Source organism: Pseudomonas sp. B22129 (genome assembly GCF_044218875.1).
Lineage (GTDB): Bacteria > Pseudomonadota > Gammaproteobacteria > Pseudomonadales > Pseudomonadaceae > Aquipseudomonas.
In genome coordinates, this window is the sequence record NZ_CP162592.1 from 900,982 (window position 1) to 920,091 (window position 19,110).

Here is a 19,110-nt window from a genome sequence, read left to right on the forward strand (position 1 = left end):
AGAATCAACGACTCACAGCAATCGCCTGGTTATTCATAATACGCGGAGTGAGGAACACCAGCAGCTCGGATTTTCTCTGCGCCACAACATCACGCCGGAAAAGGCGGCCAAGATACGGCACATCGCCCAAAAATGGCACTTTATCTACCACTTTGCTTTGGGTATCGGAGAAAACTCCGCCGATCACGATAGTCTCGCCATCCTTGACCAATACCTTGGCGTTGACCTCGTTTTTCTTGATCGGCGGCACGTCGTTGAGTTTATTCAGGTAGTCGGGCTCATCCTTGGTTACCCGGACCTCCATGATGACGTGGTCATCGGGGGTGATTTGCGGCGTGACCTCCAATGACAGCGAGGCCTCTTTGAACGACACCGACGTAGCGCCCTGGGAGGTGGATTCCTGATACGGAATCTCGGTGCCTTTGAGGATGCGCGCGGTTTCCTTGTCGGACGTGACCACTTTGGGCTGCGAGACGATTTCGCCGTTACCGGACTTCTCCATGGCGGTCAGCTCCAGATCCAGCAGCAGGTTGTCGGTGATAAAGGCCAGGCCCAGCCCGGAAGTACCGGTCAGCGAACCCAAATCGACAAATGGCGAGCTGGCCGGGCTTTCCGGCGGCTCGACACCTTGAGCCAAGGGCTTGCCGATCCCCCCGGCGCCCCAGTTGCCACGGTTGAGCCGCCCTCCCCAGCGCACGCCCAGGTTTTTGTCGTAATCCACGTTGGCTTCCACGATCCGCGCCTCGATCATCACCTGGCGCACCGGAATATCCAGTTGCGCCACAATCCGCCGCAGCTCTTCAAGCCGCTCGCCGGTCTGGTAGGCGATGATGTTATTGGTCCGCTCATCCACCGCCACCGAGCCGCGCTCATCGGTAACACCTTCAAGGCCCGTCACCGACTGGAACAACTTGGCCAGGTCTGCCGCCTTGGCGTAATTGACCTGCAACAGCTCGCGACGCAGAGGCGCAAGCTCGGCCATCTGCTTGTTTGCCTCCAGTGTCAGCAACTCACGAGCGGCCAGCTCATCAGCCGGCGCCACCAACAGAACACCCGCTTTTACACGTTTATCCAGCCCCTTGGTTTGCAACACCAGGTCCAGCGCCTGGTCCCACGGCACCTCCTTGAGCCGCAGAGTGATCGAGCCCTGCACCTCATCACTGGCCACCAGGTTGAGGCCCGCCACATCAGCGATTTGCTGCAGCACCGCGCGCAGCTCGATGTTCTGGAAGTTGAGGGTGAGTGTGTCGCCGGTATACGCGCCCGAAACTGCCTTGCCAGGAGGCGGCAGCTGAATCAGGTCCACGCGATTGGGCACAGCAAAGGCCATCGGTGCCGTGAACGCTATCCATAGCGCCACACCGAAGGACGAGAAAGTCCTTTTCATTTGTCTTATTCCGTTATGAGTTGACGTTCAGCACGAGGGTTCGCGAGCGCTCCAGCCATGCGCCCTGTTCATCGGGAAACAGTTCAGCCAATTCGACATGACCATCGTGAATAGCCGTGACCCGACCGTGGTTCGGCCCCAGGTAGTCGCCGACGGCGAGCCGGTGCACTGTTGAAACGGCCCGCAGCAGTGCAAAACGCTGCACCCCACGGGACAGTGTGCCGACCATTTCGAATTGATCGACGGCCAAGCCCTCAAGAGCGCTGCGCTGCCGAGTGAGGTCCGGCGCCGGGGCGGGCCGGCCCGACACAGGCTCGGCCTGTATTTCGGGCGGCCGAAACGGGTCGCGCAAAGAGGAGGGGGCGTAGGCAATGCGGGGGGCCGGCTCGACAACCCCGCCACCCTGCGACGCACCCCGATAAGCCTTCGCCAGCATCTCAAGACGCAGCACCGCCCCATCCGACCGAAGTGCAACATCGTGCACGGTGACCATTCGCGAGAGCTCGCCCAAAGCCTTCACGAACGCCGCCAGATCGTGAAAAGTACCGCTGGCGCCAATCTGCAGGGGCTGTTCAACATAAAACGGCTGAGGCAGTTCATCCATCACGGTGATGCTTTGAACCACCAGGCCATTGGCAATTGCCAGCCGTGCAAGATCCTCCAGCAAACCAGGTATCTGGCCCTCACCCGACAGTTGCAATGAAAGCTGCGCCGCTTTTGCCTGAGCCAACTCGAATTGGCTGGTGCGCGCTTCCAGGCCAGCAGACAACCCGGTTTTTTCCATGAATTGCTGTTGCAGCACCGCTTCCTGCGCCTCCAATGCTTGCAACCGCTCTCGTGACGGGTTCAGGAGCAAACCATTGCCCACCCCCCACACGAAACCCGCCAACGCACAACCCAACAGGGCCTTGCCCGGCAGGGGCCATTTTGCAGCGTTGTGAGAGAGCGAGTAGAAGTCGAGCCTGGGCAGGCTCATGGCTGCGCCTCGGTGGATTCCCCCTGGCGCACCATCAATTGAAATTCGTTGGCGCCCTGCTCGGCATCCGCCCGCACATGCTGTAACTGTGTTGCATGAGTGCCTTGGGTGGCTTCGAGGCGGCGCATCAGTTGGGCGATATCCTGGCTGGATTGCGCACTGCCAGTGACGCTGATCGTATCGCCCTTCGCCACTACCTCATGCAGATGAACGCCCTCGGGCACCGCGCGGGCCAACTGATCAAACATTTTGGCGCTGGAAGAACGCGCATCGTGCAGGTCCTGCACGACTTTCATACGCTCGGCCAATTGCTGGCTCTGCTCTTGAATATCGTCGATGGTCTTGATGCGTGAATCCTGAACGCCGATGTCCTTGCCCACATGGCTATTGCGCGTCACTTGCCGGTCGATCGCTCGATCAATCACTTGATCGGCCAGCCACACCGCCGCGAGCGCAACACCGCCGAACGCCAGCAGAAATATCAGGAAGTATTTGCGTCGCCGTTCCGCCTGGGCCTGGCGCCAAGGCAAAAGATTGATTCGTGTCATTGCGCGAAACTCCTCAGGGCCAACCCGCAAGCAATTCCCATCCCTTGGGCATCCACGGCCCATTGTGTGCCATCGACTCGATAGCCCGGCGTGAAGCTGGCGAAATCCTGACTGCAAGCGCGCTCCAATGCAAACCCTTCTACATCCACCACCCGCGCGACAAGCCCCGCCAGCGCCAAAACCGCCTCGCGGGACTCGACCTGCGCCTTCAAGCACGCTGCCAGCATGACCTCGACCCGCGCCGAATCCCGGGCCGAAGGGCCGCACACCTGAAAATCGATGGCAACTTCCTCCAATGGGTACGGAATATATTGGTCAGCTTCCATCTGTATCATCCAAGCCATTTCTTCGTCACTCAAGCCTGCCTCCATTTCGATCACCCGCGTGATGACGGAAGGCCCCGCGACCGCAATCGCCGCTTGCCGGGCGGATGTGTGCAGGCGCGACAACGCCTGAAGCAACGCCTGACCGATACCTTGCAGGTCCAGTAACGTGCCATCGACTACCGCATGCGCAGGAAGCGGCTGCGTGGCATAGCCTTCGACGGTGTACCCACCGGCTGAACCGCCCAGCTCGATCAGCTTGATACCCGTGTCATTGATGTCGACACCCAGAACAGTGTCGGCTTTTCGCCTGAAAAATCCCTTTACCATAAAACTCCCCAAAACTTTGCCTGTCATACCGCCTGATTGCCGCCGGGCGAGGTGCATTCGGTCGACTTGTTTGAGCCCCGCGAATGACGCCTCAGGCCGAAAATGCTTTAATGCCCAGCGTTTTTTCCCGCTTTTTATCTGCTGCTCGGGTCGATCCATCGTTTGCCATGCATGCCCCGACGCCTAACTCATTCTTTTCTCTGGAAATCCAAAAGCCTTGATTCGTCTGCTGAAGTTTTTCGGGTACTCCATTGTCGCCATCGTTTGCGGGTTGCTGCTCGTACTCAGCGGTGCATACCTCTACCTTAGTCCGGGTTTGCCCTCCGTAGAGGCGCTCAGAAGTATCCAGTTGCAGATTCCTTTGCGGGTCTACAGCAGCGATGAAAAACTGATCGCGGAGTTCGGCGAAATGCGCCGCACACCGATCCGTTTCGCCGATATTCCACCCAATTTCATCAACGCCCTGCTGTCGGCGGAAGACGACAATTTCGCCAATCACTACGGCGTAGACCCCAGCAGCCTGGTGCGTGCGGCCACTCAGTTGGTAAAAAGCGGACACATTCAATCCGGCGGCAGCACCATCACCATGCAGGTGGCGAAGAACTTCTTCCTTACCAGCGAGCGCAGCTTTTCGCGCAAGGCCACCGAAATTCTGCTGGCACTGCAAATCGAACGTCAGCTGACCAAGGACGAAATCCTTGAGCTGTACGTGAACAAGATTTACCTGGGCAACCGTGCCTACGGGATCGAGGCGGCATCCCAGGTCTACTACGGCAAGTCGATTCGTGACGCCAGCCTGGCGCAGATGGCAATGATTGCCGGCTTGCCCAAAGCCCCTTCGCGCTTCAACCCGCTGGCCAACCCGGCGCGCAGCAAGGAGCGCCGCGACTGGATCCTGGGCCGCATGTACAAGCTGGGCAAGATCGACCAGGCCGCTTACGAAAGCGCTGTGGCCGAACCGCTGAACGCCAGCTACCACGTGCCGACACCGGAAGTGAATGCGCCTTACATCGCCGAAATGGCCCGTGCCGAGATGGTCGGCCGTTATGGCAGCGAGGCTTACACCGAAGGTTTCCGTGTGACCACGACGGTGCCGAGCGACTTGCAGGAAATCGCCAATACCTCGGTGCACTCAGGCCTGGTCACCTACGACCAGCGCCACGGCTACCGTGGCCCTGAATCGCGCCTGCCGGGCAAAACCATGAGCGCCTGGACCACCGAGCTGGGCAAGCAACGCCCGATCAGCGGCCTGGAGCCGGCCATCGTCACCCAGGTGAAGAAAGATGGTGTGCAAGTGCTGACCCGCACCGGTGAAGCGCATGTGAGCTGGGACAGCATGAAGTGGGCACGCCCCTTCCTGAACACCAACAGCATGGGCCCGATGCCCAAGCAGCCCTCGGACGTGGCACAGGTGGGTGATTTGATTCGCGTGCAACGCCAGAAAGACGACAGCCTGAAATTCAGCCAGGTGCCACTCGCCCAAGGCGCACTCGTTTCCCTCGACCCGCAGAACGGCGCCATTCGTGCCCTGGTCGGCGGTTTTGCCTTTGAGCAAAGCAACTACAACCGTGCCACCCAGGCCAAGCGCCAGCCGGGCTCAAGCTTCAAGCCATTCGTGTACAGCGCTGCGCTGGACAACGGCTACACCGCCGCCAGCCTGGTCAACGATGCGCCGATCGTGTTCGTCGACGAATACCTGGACAAGGTCTGGCGCCCGAAGAACGACACCAACACCTTCCTCGGCCCGATTCGTATCCGCGAGGCGTTGTACAAGTCGCGCAACCTGGTGTCGATCCGCTTGCTGCAAGCGATGGGCGTGGGCAAGACCATCGATTACATGACGCGCTTCGGCTTCAATAAATCGGACCTTCCGCCAAACTTGTCCCTGGCCCTGGGTACCGCGACCCTTACGCCGATGGAAATCGCCACCGGCTGGAGCACCTTCGCCAACGGCGGTTACAAAATTGCGCCGTATCTGATCGACAAGATCGAAAGCCGCAATGGCGACACCCTGTTCACCGCCAACCCGCCACGCGTGCCGGGTGATGTGGTCAACGGCGTAGCGGCTCCCGACGGCATCGCGGCACCCACCAACGGCGGCATCACCATCAACCCGACCCCAGGCACAGTGCCTGCCGCAAACGCCACCGCCCCCGCCGAGCCGCAAGCGCCGGCAGTCGCAGAGCGTGTCGTGGATGGCCGCACCACTTACATTCTCAACAGCATCCTGGAAGACGTGATCAAGAAAGGTACCGGCCGCCGTGCACTGGCCCTGGGTCGTGCCGATATTGCGGGCAAGACCGGTACCACCAACGATTCCAAGGACGCCTGGTTCTCGGGCTACAACGGCGATTACGTGACCACCGTGTGGACCGGTTATGACCAGCCGGAAAGCCTGGGCCGTCGCGAGTTCGGCGGCACCGTCGCGCTGCCGATCTGGATGAGCTACATGGGCGCGGCCTTGAAGGACAAGCCGCTGCACACCCAAGCCGAGCCGGAAGGCATCCTCAGCCTGCGGATCGACCCGGTGAGTGGCCGTGCGGCCTCGCCAAGCACGCCGAACGCGTACTTTGAGCTGTTCAAGAGCGAAGACACGCCACCGTCGGTCAATGAGCTGGGTAACGGCGTGGCACCGGGCAGCCCGCTGCCGGCAGATGAGGCGGCGCCGATCGACCTGTTCTAACCCGATCTGCGGGAAAACGCAGATCCAATGTGGGAGCTGGCTTGCCTGCGATAGCGGTCTACCTGATACACCGCCATCGCGGGCAAGCCCGACTCCCACAGGGTTTATCCGGCGCCCTATGACCGTGGACACCAGCCACAAAAAAAGCCCCGACTCGCGAGAGCCGGGGCTTTTTGTTGGTGCGCTACAACGGCTTAGCCGTTGAACACATCATCCACGCTCTTGAGCGGGTAGTGCTTCGGATACGGCAGGGTGGCCACGCCGGTCTCGATGGCGGCTTTGGCCACGGCATCGGAGATCAGGGTGATCAGGCGCTTATCCATTGGTTTCGGAATGATGTACTCACGGCCGAATTCCAGCTTGATACCACCGTAGGCGTCGCACACTTCCTGAGGTACCGGCAGCTTGGCCAGTTCACGCAGGGCGTTGGCGGCAGCCACTTTCATCTCTTCGTTGATGCGCTTGGCGCGAACGTCCAGGGCGCCACGGAAGATGAACGGGAAGCCCAGCACGTTGTTGACCTGGTTCGGGTAGTCCGAACGGCCGGTGGCCATGATCACGTCGCTGCGGGTGGCGTGAGCCAGCTCAGGCGAGATTTCCGGGTCCGGGTTGGAGCAGGCGAACACGATCGGGTTGGCCGCCATGGATTTCAGGCCTTCGGCGCTCAGCAGGTTCGGGCCGGACAGGCCAACGAACACGTCTGCACCGTCGAGAGCGTCAGCCAGGCTGCGCTTGTCGGTCGCGTGGGCGAACATCGCCTTGTACTGGTTCAGGTCGGTACGCTCGGACTGGACTACGCCCTTGCTGTCGACCATGAAGATGTTTTCCAGCTTGGCGCCCATGCTCACCAGCAACTTCATGCAGGAGATGGCCGCAGCGCCGGCGCCCAGGCAGACGATCTTGGCGTCAGCCAGGGTTTTGCCAGCGATTTCCAGGGCGTTGATCATGCCGGCCGCAGTAACGATCGCGGTGCCGTGCTGGTCATCGTGGAATACCGGAATGTCGCACTGTTCGATCAGAGCCTTTTCGATCTCGAAGCACTCAGGTGCCTTGATGTCTTCCAGGTTGATGCCACCGAAGGTGATGGAGATGCGCTTGACGGTGTCGATGAAAGCCTGCGGGCTTTCGGAATCGACTTCGATGTCGAAAACGTCGATGCCGGCAAAGCGCTTGAACAGCACGCCTTTACCTTCCATGACTGGCTTGGAAGCCAGTGGGCCGAGGTTGCCCAGGCCGAGGATCGCGGTGCCATCGGAAATCACTGCAACCAGGTTGCCTTTGCCGGTGTACTTGTACGCCAGTTCAGGGTCGCGGGCGATTTCACGTACGGGCTCGGCAACACCAGGGCTGTAGGCCAGCGACAGGTCGCGAGCGGTGGCAGTGGCTTTGGTGAGCTCTACACTCAGCTTTCCTGGACGAGGATGGGCATGATATTCGAGAGCGGCAGTTTTCAAATCAGACATATCGGCATTCCGCTTTTACTGTTGGTCGACGGACCGCCGAGGATACGCGTGTCGCAAAGTCCCTACAAGACTGGGCAGTCACAGGTGTCAAGGGCCCTGCGCTACGACTTTTGGCCAAGAGCCACGGGATACAAGGGCTCAACTGTTCACAATCGACTTAAAAAATGTCTACAATTTTTTCTTCAAAGCCGACTTATTGAGCTGCCGATCAAATTCCGGGTACAAAAAAGGCGCCCACAAGGGACGCCTTTTTTATCAGCATGGAAAACCGCAGCTTTCCAGGTTGATCGGCCTTAGGCCTTTTTGGCACCGAAAGCACCGAAACGGTCAGCAAAGCGCTGTACACGGCCGCCGGTGTCCAGAGTTTTCTGCTTACCGGTGTAGAACGGGTGGCACTCGTTGCATACGTCAGTACCCAGTGGCTTGCACAGGTTCGAACGGGTTTCGAACTTGTTGCCGCAGCTGCAGGTAACTTCGATGGTTTCGTACGCTGGATGGATATCGGCTTTCATGGTGACTTCCTCGGGCTAGCGTGCCGCCACTCGACACTATTGTCGAATACCGCACGTAATTAGGCCGCGGATTCTACCAGACCTTTTTAAACGCGCAAGCGGCGGTTCCTGCCGATTCCCTGCATATAAGCCCCTTTCATCAGAAAAAACCTCTGGCACACCACATATCCCCTGTGGGAGCGGGCTTACTCGCGAAAGCAGTGTGTCAGACGCCAAAAATAGTGACTGATCGACCGCATTCGCGAGCAAGCCCGCTCCCACAGGGGATAGCATTACTCTGAAAATCCAACTCCAACTCCAACACCACAGACAGGACACCCCCACCGCAGGTCTGCTAGGCTCCCGCCCCTGCACCATCGCCTGCCTTTATAGATGAGACCCCCCGCGTGCCCGACGCCATTTTGCGCCTAGCCCTGCCCTCGCCCCTGCGCCGCCTGTTCGATTACCGGGCCCCGGCCGGTGTACTGCGGGCGCAGTTGCAGCCGGGCATGCGCGTACGGGTGCCGTTCGGGCGCCGGGAGATGATCGGCATTCTGGTAGAAGTCGCCGACCACAGCGAAGTCCCGGCCGAAAAGCTCAAGCCCGCACTGGCCATTCTCGACGCCACGCCGCCGCTGCCGCCTGCACTGTTCAAGCTGTGCCTGTGGACGGCCCAGTATTACCAGCACAGCCTGGGCGATACCTTGAGCTGGGCACTGCCGGTGCTACTACGCCAGGGCGAATTGGCCGAGGCGCGCCAGGAACGCTTTTGGTCAACCGTGCCCGGCGCCCGCCTCGATGACCCGCGCATCGCCCGCGCGCCGCGCCAGCGTGAAGCGTTGGCAACCCTGGCGCAGCACCCCCACGGCGTGGCTCATCAACTACTCAGCAAACTGATGCTGAGCAAGGACAGCCTCGACCTGCTGCTCGCCAAAGGCCTGGTCCAGGTGGAAATCCGCAAGCACGCCCCCGACCCGCGCCACCAACACTGGCTGGCCCAACCGGAATTGCCGCTGAACCCCGAGCAGCGCGCGGCCTACGAGGCCATTCGCGCCGGTTTCGACAGTTTCCACGCGTTCCTGTTGGCTGGCGTGACCGGCAGCGGCAAGACCGAAGTTTATTTGCAGCTGATCCGCGAAACCCTGCAAGCCGGTAAACAGGCGCTGGTGTTGATCCCCGAGATCAACCTGGGCCCGCAAACCCTGGCGCGTTTCGAGCAGCGCTTCAATGCGCGCATCGCCCTGGTGCATTCGGCGGTCAACGACCGCGAACGCCTGGAGTCCTGGCTGGCCGCGCGGGACGGTGAGGCCGACATTATTATCGGCACCCGCTCGGCGCTGTTCACCCCGATGAAAAACCCCGGGTTGATCATCATCGACGAGGAGCACGACGGCTCCTATAAACAGCAGGAAGGCCTGCGCTATCACGCACGCGACCTCGCACTGGTGCGCGCACGCCAGGAAGACATCCCGATTGTGCTGGGCTCGGCCACGCCCTCCTTGGAAAGCCTGCACAACGCCTACACCGGCCGGTATGGCCTCTTGCGCCTGAATGAGCGCGCCGGCGGCGCCAAACAGCCACGCTTCTTGCGCCTGGATGTGAAAAGCCGCCCGTTGGACAGCGGTATTTCAGGGCCGATGCAGCAGGCCATCGGCCAAACCCTTGCCGCCGGCCAGCAGGTCCTGGTGTTTCTCAACCGCCGAGGCTTTGCGCCGACGCTGCTGTGCCACGACTGCGGCTGGATGTCCGAATGCGAACGCTGCGACGCGCGCATGACCGTGCACCAACGCCATGGCGAGTTGCGCTGCCATCACTGCGGCCATGTAGAACGCACGCCGCGCCATTGCCCGCAATGCGGCAAAGTCGACTTGCGCCCCGTGGGCGCGGGCACCGAGCGAGCGGAAGAGCGTTTGGGCATTCTGTTCCCGGACTACCCGGTATTGCGCGTCGATCGCGACAGCACGTCGCGCAAAGATGCGATGAACCAACTGTTCGCCACCATTCAGAAAGGCCAGCCGTGCATCCTCATCGGCACGCAGATGCTCGCCAAAGGGCACCACTTTCCACGGGTGACGCTGGTGTCGATCCTGGATGCCGATGGCGGCCTGTTTTCCGGTGACTTCCGCGCCAGCGAGCGCATGGCGCAGCTTATCGTGCAGGTCGCAGGCCGCGCCGGGCGTGCCGAAGAGCCGGGCAAAGTGATTATCCAAACGCACCTGGCCGACCACCCCTTGCTGATTCAACTGACAGAACAGGGCTACTTTGCCTTCGCCGAGCAAGCCTTGAGCGAACGCCGCTCCGCCGGCCTGCCGCCCTTTTCGCATTTGGCCTTGCTGCGCGCGGAAGCCCACAAGCCCGGGCAAGCCGAAGGCTTTCTGGATGAAGCCTGCAGCGCCGCCGAAGGTTTGCTGGCCGAATTGGGGCTGGCCGGCATCGAATTGCTCGGCCCGGTGCCCGCGCCCATGGAACGCCGTGCCGGTCGGTATCGCGCTCAGCTACTCTTGCAGGCAACATCCCGCGCGCCATTGCATCGGCTATTAAGTAGCTGGTTGCTTGCGCTGGAGCAAATGCCCGGCGGCCGGCAGGTGCGATGGTCGCTGGATGTGGACCCGGTAGATTTGTACTAATTAAACCCTGTGGCGAGGGAGCTTGCTCCCGCTGGAGTGCGCAGCGCTGCCAAAAGCTTGGGGCCGCTACGCAGCCCAGCGGGAGCAAGCTCCCTCGCCACAGGTTAATCGTCTGTAGAGGTCCGACGAAGGTTGGCAAGCCCGCCCTCGCCACGGATAATGCCCAGTTTTTCCACCTGCGCATCGCGCGCCGCCGCTTGCGGTCGAAAGAGAACACCATGAAAGACACCATTCGCCAGCTGATCCAACAAGCCATCACCCAACTCGTCAACGAAGGTGTGTTGCCTGAAGGCCTGTCGCCGGCGATCCAGGTGGAGAACACCCGCGACAAGACCCACGGCGACTTCGCCAGCAACATCGCGATGATGCTGTCCAAGCCGGCCGGCATGAAGCCGCGCGACCTGGCGGAAAAAATCATCGCCGCGCTGCCGGCTGACGAGAGCGTCACCAAGGCCGAAATCGCCGGCCCAGGCTTTATCAATTTCTTCCAGAACACCCAGGCCCTGGCTTCGCGCCTGGATGCGGCCCTCGCCGACGCCAGGATCGGCGTGCGCAAGGCTGGCCCGCAGCAACGCGTGGCCATCGACCTGTCGGCGCCGAACCTGGCCAAAGAGATGCACGTAGGCCACCTGCGCTCCACCATCATTGGCGACGGCGTGGCGCGGGTGCTGGAGTTTCTCGGCGACACCGTGATCCGTCAGAACCATGTGGGCGACTGGGGCACCCAGTTCGGCATGCTGATGGCTTACTTGCAGGAAAACCCGATCACCAGCAACGAGCTGTCGGACCTGGAAAACTTCTACCGCGCCGCGAAGAAGCGCTTCGACGAATCCGAAGAATTCGCCGACCGCGCCCGTGGCCTGGTGGTCAAGTTGCAGGCCGGCGACGAGGAATGCCTGGCGCTGTGGAACCGCTTCCGTGAAATTTCCCTGTCCCACTGCCAGGAAATCTACGAACTGCTCAACGTCAAATTGACCATGGCCGATGTGATGGGCGAAAGCGCCTACAACGACGACCTGATCAACGTGGTCAACGACCTCAAGGCCAAGGGCCTGCTGGTGGAGAGCAACGGCGCGCAGTGCGTGTTCCTCGAAGAATTCAAGACCGCCGACGGCGAGCCGCTGCCGGTGATCATCGTCAAGGCCGATGGCGGCTACCTTTACGCCACCACCGACCTGGCGGCCGTGCGTTACCGCAGCGGCGTGCTGAAAGCCGACCGTGCACTGTATTTCGTCGACCAGCGCCAGGCCCTGCACTTCCAGCAGGTGTTCGAAGTGGCGCGTCGCGCGGGTTTCATCACCCACCCGATGCACATGGAACACATGGGCTTCGGCACCATGAACGGCGCCGACGGCCGCCCGTTCAAGACCCGCGACGGCGGCACCGTGAAGCTGATCGACCTGCTGACCGAAGCACAGGAACGCGCCTACAACCTGGTGAAGGAAAAGAACCCGGAGCTGGCCGAAGCCGACCTGCGCAACATCGCCCGCGTGGTGGGCATTGGCGCGGTGAAATACGCCGACCTGTCCAAACACCGCACCAGCGACTACAGCTTCAACTTCGAGCTGATGCTCAACTTCGAAGGCAACACCGCGCCGTACCTGCTGTACGCCTACACCCGAGTGGCCGGTGTATTCCGCAAACTGGGCAAGGACTTCAGCGAAGTCGAAGGCCAGATCAACCTTGAAGCGCCCCATGAGCAGGAACTGGCCGCCAAGCTCGCGCAATTCGGCGAAGTGCTGAACAGCGTCGGCGAGAAAGGCACGCCGCATATCCTGTGCACTTATTTGTACGAAGTCGCCGGCCTGTTCTCCAGTTTCTACGAGAACTGCCCGATCCTCACTGCCGACGATGAAGCCCAAAAGCAAAGTCGCCTGCGCCTCGCCGCATTGGCTGGACGGACCCTCAAGCAAGGCCTGGAACTGTTAGGCCTGGAAACCCTGGAGCGTATGTAAGTTGGCTGCCAAGAAAAAACCAGCACCCAAGCGCGGCGCGAGCCGCTACCAGGCCCCGGCTAAGAAGCCGATTCCGGGCTGGCTGTGGATGGCCATCGGCCTGGCGGTCGGTGCGTTCGTTGTGATTCTGATGAAGCTGGAGCCGGGCAAGGGCGATGACGTCAAACGCGTCAAGCAGGAGCAGCAGAAGGCCACCAAAATCGCCGAAGCCAACAAGACGGCGCCGAGCCCGACGGCACCCGTGAAGCCGAAATACGATTTCTACACGCTGCTGCCGGAATCGGAAGTGATCGTGCCGCCTGACGCCGTGCCGGAGAAAACCCTGCCGACGCCACAAGTGCCGACCACGCCGGTCACGCCTGCGGAAGCGGCGAAGATCGATACCGCACGCGCCCAGGCAGCGCTGGCCGGGATTACTCCACCGCCACCGCCACCGGTCGCGACCACCAAGGCCGCGCCGGTGACCAAGTTCTTCCTGCAGGCGGGCTCGTTCCCGAAACAGGCGGACGCGGACCGCGTGCGCGCGCAGATCATTCTGTTGGGCCAGGCCGTGACGGTTGAGTCCGGCACGGTGAAGGACGCGACTTGGTACCGCGTGCTGGTGGGGCCGTTCAGCAACCGTGAGCAACTGACCGTAGCGCAGAAGCAATTGGCCGGCGCCGGCTTTAGTAACCTGTTGTTACAACAACGCCAGAGCCGCTGACTTACAGTCAACACAGATCAACTGTGGGAGCTGGCTTGCCTGCGATAGCGGTGTAACAGTCAATATTTCAGTGACTGACACACCGCTATCGCAGGCAAGCCAGCTCCCACATTTGGTTTTGTGATGTTCTTGAATAGGTGTCAGACCAATAAACACCACTCGTCCGCACAGCCGTCCTACGGTTGAAATCCCCCCCGCCACCCCCATATCAGTTTCCATCAGGGCATTTTCGCCCCGCTGCGTGGAGACTCTCCCCTTGACCACCATCGTTTCAGTACGTCGCCACGGCAAAGTCGTCATGGGCGGCGACGGCCAGGTTTCCCTGGGCAACACCGTGATGAAAGGCAACGCCAAGAAAGTGCGCCGCCTGTACCACGGCCAGGTTCTCGCGGGCTTTGCCGGCGCTACCGCCGACGCCTTCACCCTCTTCGAGCGTTTCGAAGGCCAGTTGGAAAAACACCAGGGCCACCTCGTACGCGCTGCCGTCGAGCTCGCCAAAGAATGGCGCACCGACCGCTCCCTCAGCCGCCTGGAAGCCATGCTGGCCGTCGCCAACAAAGACGCATCCCTGATCATCACCGGTAACGGCGATGTGGTTGAGCCTGAACATGGCCTGATTGCCATGGGTTCCGGCGGTGGCTACGCACAAGCCGCAGCCAGCGCACTGTTGAAGAAAACCGACCTGTCAGCCCGTGAAATCGTCGAGACTGCCTTGGGTATTGCCGGCGACATCTGCGTGTTCACCAACCACAACTTCACCATTGAGGAGCAGGACCTCGCCGAGTAAGCCGTAGGCTTATTCCGCTTGAGGCCGCCAAACACTATGTCCATGACTCCCCGCGAAATCGTCCATGAACTTAATCGCCATATCATCGGCCAGGACGATGCCAAGCGCGCCGTAGCCATTGCGCTGCGTAACCGCTGGCGCCGGATGCAACTGCCGGAAGAACTGCGCGTTGAAGTAACGCCCAAGAACATCCTGATGATCGGCCCTACCGGCGTCGGTAAAACCGAAATCGCCCGCCGCTTGGCCAAGCTCGCCAACGCACCGTTCATCAAGGTCGAAGCCACCAAGTTCACCGAAGTGGGCTACGTGGGCCGCGACGTTGAATCGATCATTCGTGACCTGGCCGACGCCGCCCTGAAAATGCTGCGCGAGCAGGAAGTGACCAAAGTCAGCCATCGCGCCGAAGACGCAGCCGAAGAACGCATCCTCGACGCCCTGCTGCCACCGGCACGCATGGGCTTCAACGAAGACGCCGCGCCGGCCTCGGATTCCAACACGCGCCAGCTGTTCCGCAAGCGCCTGCGTGAAGGCCAGTTGGACGACAAGGAAATCGAGATCGAAGTCTCCGAAGTGTCCAGCGTCGACATTTCCGCACCGCCTGGCATGGAAGAAATGACCAGCCAGTTGCAGAACCTGTTCAGCAACATGGGCAAGGGCAAGAAAAAAAGCCGCAAGCTCAAGGTGAAGGACGCACTGAAACTGGTGCGCGACGAAGAAGCCGGGCGCCTGGTGAATGAGGAAGAACTCAAAGCCAAGGCTCTCGAAGCCGTTGAGCAGCACGGCATTGTGTTTATCGACGAAATCGACAAGGTCGCCAAGCGCGGCAACTCCGGCGGCGTCGACGTATCCCGCGAAGGCGTACAGCGCGACCTGCTGCCGCTGATCGAAGGCTGCACCGTGAACACCAAGCTGGGCATGGTCAAGACCGACCACATCCTGTTTATCGCCTCCGGTGCGTTCCACCTGAGCAAGCCAAGCGACCTGGTGCCGGAGCTGCAAGGCCGTCTGCCGATTCGTGTGGAACTCAAAGCGCTGACCCCGGGCGACTTTGAACGCATCCTCAGCGAGCCGCACGCTTCGCTCACCGAGCAATACCGTGAGCTGCTGAAAACCGAAGGTCTGGGGATCGAGTTCCAGGCAGACGGTATCAAGCGCCTGGCGGAGATTGCCTGGCAGGTGAACGAGAAGACCGAGAACATTGGTGCGCGTCGTCTGCATACGCTGCTTGAGCGTTTGCTTGAGGAAGTGTCCTTCAGTGCCGGCGACATGGCCGGTGCCCAGAACGGCGAGGCGATCAAGATCGACGCGGATTACGTGAATAGCCACTTGGGCGAATTGGCGCAGAACGAAGATCTGTCGCGCTACATTCTGTAAGCCACACGTAGAGCCGCTTTGCTTTAATGTGGGAGCTGGCTTGCCTGCGATAGCGATGGTGAATTCACCATCGCTATCGCAGGCAAGCCAGCTCCCACATTTTTGAGCCGGTTTCTTCAGGATCATCTCCTATGACCAAATTCCCCACTGCCGTAAACCTGCACAAAACCTCCAACACCCTCGGCCTCACCTACGGGCCTGACGAGGTGTATCAACTCTCCGCCGAGCTTTTGCGCACCCACTCGCCGTCCGCCGAGGTTCAGGGCCATGGCAAACCCATCCTGCAATTCGGCAAGCTCAACGTCCGGTTGACCAAGGTCGAACCGGCCGGTCAGTACGCACTGAAATTGACCTTCGACGACGGGCATGACAGCGGGCTGTTCACCTGGGACTACCTCTACCAACTGGCCGTGCGTCAGGACGCGCTGTGGGCCGACTATCTGGCCGAACTCAAAGCGGCCGGAAAAACCCGCGACCCGAGCGAGTCGGTCGTGCGGCTGATGCTCTAGTCAGGGCTTCTCTCTCTTTAGAGAGCATTTTCTAATTTCATCTGCTTGAATGCCCTCTCTTGTGGCCAACGATTGGCCCGCTTGCGAAAAAAATTAAACTCGGGTAACCAATGGAACTGGCAAGTTCCCTGCATTTGACGATGCGGTATTAACGGTCACCCGAGTCGCGTACCTGGCTTGTGTTGTGTATCGAAACCTGGTGCACAGCGGTACCCGGTACTCGTCTTTCGGACAATGGAGCGTCGTAGATGAGTAACAAGAACAACGATGACTTGAAACGCCAGGCCTCGGAAAACACCCTGGGGCTGAACCCGATCATCGCGTTACGCAAAAAGGATTTACTCGCCTCGGCGAAGATGGTGCTGACCCAAGCCATCAAGCAACCGCTGCACAGCGTCAAGCACGTCGCTCACTTTGGCGTCGAGCTGAAGAATGTGATGTTCGGCAAATCGCAACTCGCCCCCGAGAGCGACGACCGCCGCTTCAGCGACCCCGCCTGGAGCCAGAACCCGCTCTACAAACGTTACCTGCAAACCTACCTGGCATGGCGCAAGGAACTGCACGACTGGATCGGCGACAGCAACCTGTCCGAACAGGACATCAGCCGCGGGCACTTCGTGATCAACCTGATGACCGAAGCCATGGCCCCCACCAACAGCACGGCCAACCCGGCGGCGGTCAAACGCTTCTTTGAAACCGGCGGTAAAAGCCTGCTCGATGGTTTGTCCCATCTGGCCAAGGACCTGGTCCACAACGGCGGCATGCCGAGCCAGGTCAACATGGGCGCCTTTGAAGTCGGCAAGACCCTGGGCACCACCGAAGGCGCCGTGGTGTTTCGCAACGACGTGCTGGAGCTGATCCAGTACAAGCCGATCACCGAACAGGTGCACGAACGCCCGTTGCTGGTAGTGCCGCCGCAGATCAACAAATTCTATGTGTTCGACTTGAGCCCGGAAAAAAGCCTGGCGCGCTTCTGCCTGCGCAACGGCCAGCAGACCTTTATCGTCAGTTGGCGCAACCCGACCAAGGCCCAGCGCGAGTGGGGCCTGTCCACCTACATCGAGGCGCTCAAGGAAGCGGTGGATGTGGTCACGGCGATCACTGGCAGCAAGGACGTCAACATGCTCGGCGCCTGCTCCGGTGGCATCACCTGCACTGCGCTGCTGGGCCACTACGCCGCGCTGGGCGAGAAGAAGGTCAACGCCCTGACCCTGCTGGTGAGCGTGCTGGACACGACGCTGGACACCCAGGTGGCGCTGTTCGTCGACGAGCAGACCCTGGAAGCTGCCAAGCGCCACTCTTACCAGGCCGGCGTGCTGGAAGGCCGCGACATGGCCAAGGTGTTTGCCTGGATGCGCCCCAACGACCTGATCTGGAATTACTGGGTCAATAACTACCTGCTCGGCAACGAGCCGCCGGTGTTCGACATCCTGTTCTGGAACAACGATACCACGCGCTTGCCGGCCGCCTTCCATGGCGACCTGATCGAACTGTTCAAGAACAACCCGCTGGTGCGCGCCAACGCCCTGGAAGTGTGCGGCACGCCGATTGACCTCAAGCAAGTCACCGCCGACATCTACTCACTGGCCGGCACCAACGACCACATCACGCCGTGGCAGTCCTGCTACAAGTCGGCGCAGTTGTTTGGCGGCAAGGTCGAGTTTGTGTTGTCCAGCAGTGGGCATATCCAAAGCATTCTCAACCCGCCGGGCAACCCCAAGGCGCGTTACCAGACCAGTGACAGCCTGGCGGCGAAGCCGTTGGAGTGGCAGGAAAATGCAACCAAACATACTGATTCGTGGTGGTTGCACTGGCAGGCATGGCAGGCGGACCGGGCGGGCAAGTTGAAGAAAGCACCTACGAGCTTGGGTAATAAAACCTATACCGCAGCTGAGGCGGCACCGGGTACATACGTTCACGAACGATAGCCAGATGTATGGCTGAAATGCAGTCAGTGTGGGAGCTGGCTTGCCTGCGATAGCGGTAGATCAGTTGGCTGATGGGCTGACTGGAAGAATGCCATCGCAGGCAAGCCAGCTCCCACATGGACCGAGTTCCTACAGATAAGCAGTGCCACTCCACAGGGCTTGAGCATGCCGCAACCGTTCATCTTCCGTACCATCGACCTGGATGGCCAGACCATCCGCACGGCGGTACGCCCGGGCAAGCCTCACTTGACGCCGCTGCTGATCTTCAACGGCATCGGCGCCAACCTTGAGCTGGTGTTTCCGTTCGTCCAGGCACTGGACCCGGACCTGGAAGTGATCGCCTTCGACGTGCCGGGCGTGGGCGGTTCCTCGACCCCCAGCGTGCCCTATCGCTTTCCCGGCCTGGCCAAACTCACCGCACGCATGCTCGATTACCTGGACTACGGCCAGGTGAATGCGGTGGGGGTGTCCTGGGGCGGCGCACTGGCGCAGCAATTTGCCTACGACTACCCCGAGCGCTGCAAGAAGCTGATCCTGGCGGCTACGGCAGCCGGGGCGGTGATGGTGCCGGGCAAGCCGAAAGTGCTGTGGCTGATGGCCAGCCCGCGCCGGTATATCCAGCCCTCCCACGTGGTGCGCATTGCGCCGATGATTTATGGCGGCTCGTTCCGCCGCGACGCCAAACTCGCTGCCGAACACGCAAGCAAAGTGCGCTCGGCCGGCAAGCTGGGCTACTACTGGCAACTGTTTGCAGGCCTTGGCTGGACCAGCATTCACTGGCTGCACAAGATTCGCCAGCCCACCCTGGTGCTGGCGGGCGACGACGACCCGCTGATCCCGCTGATCAACATGCGCATGCTCGCCTGGCGCATCCCCAATGCACAGCTGCACATCATCGATGACGGCCACCTGTTCCTGATCACCCGGGCCGAGGCCGTGGCGCCGATCATCATGAAGTTTCTCGAAGAGGAGCGCCTGCGCGCCGTGATACACCCGCGACCCGCGATTTAGAGGTTCAAGGTCAGG

General features: G+C 60.8%; 15 protein-coding genes. 9 read left to right on the forward strand and 6 right to left on the reverse strand.

What is annotated here, in order from left to right:
* Positions 1-4: 4 nt before the first annotated feature.
* The 4 genes from AB4P94_RS04065 to pilM form a co-directional block, all read right to left on the reverse strand.
* Complete coding sequence (locus tag AB4P94_RS04065) at positions 5-1,330, reverse strand: type IV pilus secretin PilQ (RefSeq protein ID WP_395611292.1); 1,326 nt, start codon at positions 1,328-1,330, stop codon at positions 5-7.
* Positions 1,331-1,400: 70 nt separating this feature from the next.
* On the reverse strand, positions 1,401-2,363 hold the full coding sequence (locus AB4P94_RS04070; RefSeq protein WP_395609511.1) for a pilus assembly protein PilP: 963 nt from the start codon (positions 2,361-2,363) through the stop codon (positions 1,401-1,403).
* Complete coding sequence (locus AB4P94_RS04075) at positions 2,360-2,911, reverse strand: PilN domain-containing protein (protein ID WP_395609512.1); 552 nt, start codon at positions 2,909-2,911, stop codon at positions 2,360-2,362. Before AB4P94_RS04075 ends, AB4P94_RS04070 begins: the two co-directional genes overlap by 4 nt.
* Positions 2,908-3,564 (reverse strand): type IV pilus biogenesis protein PilM, encoded by a 657-nt coding sequence (pilM, locus tag AB4P94_RS04080; protein WP_395611293.1) that lies wholly within the window; start codon positions 3,562-3,564, stop codon positions 2,908-2,910. The genes AB4P94_RS04075 and pilM overlap by 4 nt, the downstream gene beginning before the upstream one ends.
* Before the next feature lie 220 nt (positions 3,565-3,784).
* On the opposite strand from pilM, the gene AB4P94_RS04085 reads away from it, so the two are divergent.
* Positions 3,785-6,247 (forward strand): penicillin-binding protein 1A, encoded by a 2,463-nt coding sequence (locus AB4P94_RS04085; protein ID WP_395611294.1) that lies wholly within the window; start codon positions 3,785-3,787, stop codon positions 6,245-6,247.
* Positions 6,248-6,441: 194 nt separating this feature from the next.
* Here the strand turns inward: AB4P94_RS04085 and AB4P94_RS04090 are convergent, their stop codons facing one another.
* Both AB4P94_RS04090 and rpmE read right to left on the reverse strand, forming a co-directional pair.
* Positions 6,442-7,710: a malic enzyme-like NAD(P)-binding protein gene (locus AB4P94_RS04090; RefSeq protein WP_178918592.1), complete on the reverse strand. Its 1,269-nt coding sequence runs from the start codon at positions 7,708-7,710 to the stop codon at positions 6,442-6,444.
* Between the two features lie 293 nt (positions 7,711-8,003).
* Positions 8,004-8,222: a 50S ribosomal protein L31 gene (gene rpmE, locus AB4P94_RS04095; protein ID WP_010213765.1), complete on the reverse strand. Its 219-nt coding sequence runs from the start codon at positions 8,220-8,222 to the stop codon at positions 8,004-8,006.
* Between the two features lie 386 nt (positions 8,223-8,608).
* Here rpmE and AB4P94_RS04100 point away from each other — a divergent pair, with 386 nt between their 5' ends.
* The 8 genes from AB4P94_RS04100 to phaZ all read left to right on the forward strand — a co-directional run bounded on the left by AB4P94_RS04100 (position 8,609) and on the right by phaZ (position 19,095).
* A complete protein-coding gene (locus AB4P94_RS04100; RefSeq protein ID WP_395609513.1) occupies positions 8,609-10,828 on the forward strand; it encodes a primosomal protein N' in 2,220 nt (739 codons plus the stop codon).
* 218 nt (positions 10,829-11,046) lie between these two features.
* On the forward strand, positions 11,047-12,783 hold the full coding sequence (gene argS, locus AB4P94_RS04105; protein WP_395609514.1) for an arginine--tRNA ligase: 1,737 nt from the start codon (positions 11,047-11,049) through the stop codon (positions 12,781-12,783).
* A 1-nt stretch (position 12,784) separates the two neighbouring features.
* Positions 12,785-13,486 carry an SPOR domain-containing protein gene (locus AB4P94_RS04110; protein WP_016972721.1) on the forward strand — a complete coding sequence of 234 codons (702 nt, stop codon included), beginning with the start codon at positions 12,785-12,787 and terminating at the stop codon, positions 13,484-13,486.
* Positions 13,487-13,742: 256 nt separating this feature from the next.
* Positions 13,743-14,273 (forward strand): ATP-dependent protease subunit HslV, encoded by a 531-nt coding sequence (gene hslV, locus AB4P94_RS04115; RefSeq protein WP_010563201.1) that lies wholly within the window; start codon positions 13,743-13,745, stop codon positions 14,271-14,273.
* Between the two features lie 36 nt (positions 14,274-14,309).
* Positions 14,310-15,647: an ATP-dependent protease ATPase subunit HslU gene (hslU, locus tag AB4P94_RS04120; RefSeq protein WP_395609515.1), complete on the forward strand. Its 1,338-nt coding sequence runs from the start codon at positions 14,310-14,312 to the stop codon at positions 15,645-15,647.
* A gap of 131 nt (positions 15,648-15,778) precedes the next feature.
* Positions 15,779-16,156, forward strand: coding sequence for a gamma-butyrobetaine hydroxylase-like domain-containing protein (locus AB4P94_RS04125; RefSeq protein ID WP_395609516.1), 378 nt, complete (start codon positions 15,779-15,781; stop codon positions 16,154-16,156).
* Between the two features lie 248 nt (positions 16,157-16,404).
* On the forward strand, positions 16,405-18,084 hold the full coding sequence (phaC, locus tag AB4P94_RS04130; RefSeq protein ID WP_395609517.1) for a class II poly(R)-hydroxyalkanoic acid synthase: 1,680 nt from the start codon (positions 16,405-16,407) through the stop codon (positions 18,082-18,084).
* A gap of 165 nt (positions 18,085-18,249) precedes the next feature.
* Positions 18,250-19,095, forward strand: coding sequence for a poly(3-hydroxyalkanoate) depolymerase (gene phaZ / locus AB4P94_RS04135; protein ID WP_395609518.1), 846 nt, complete (start codon positions 18,250-18,252; stop codon positions 19,093-19,095).
* Positions 19,096-19,110 lie beyond the last annotated feature (15 nt).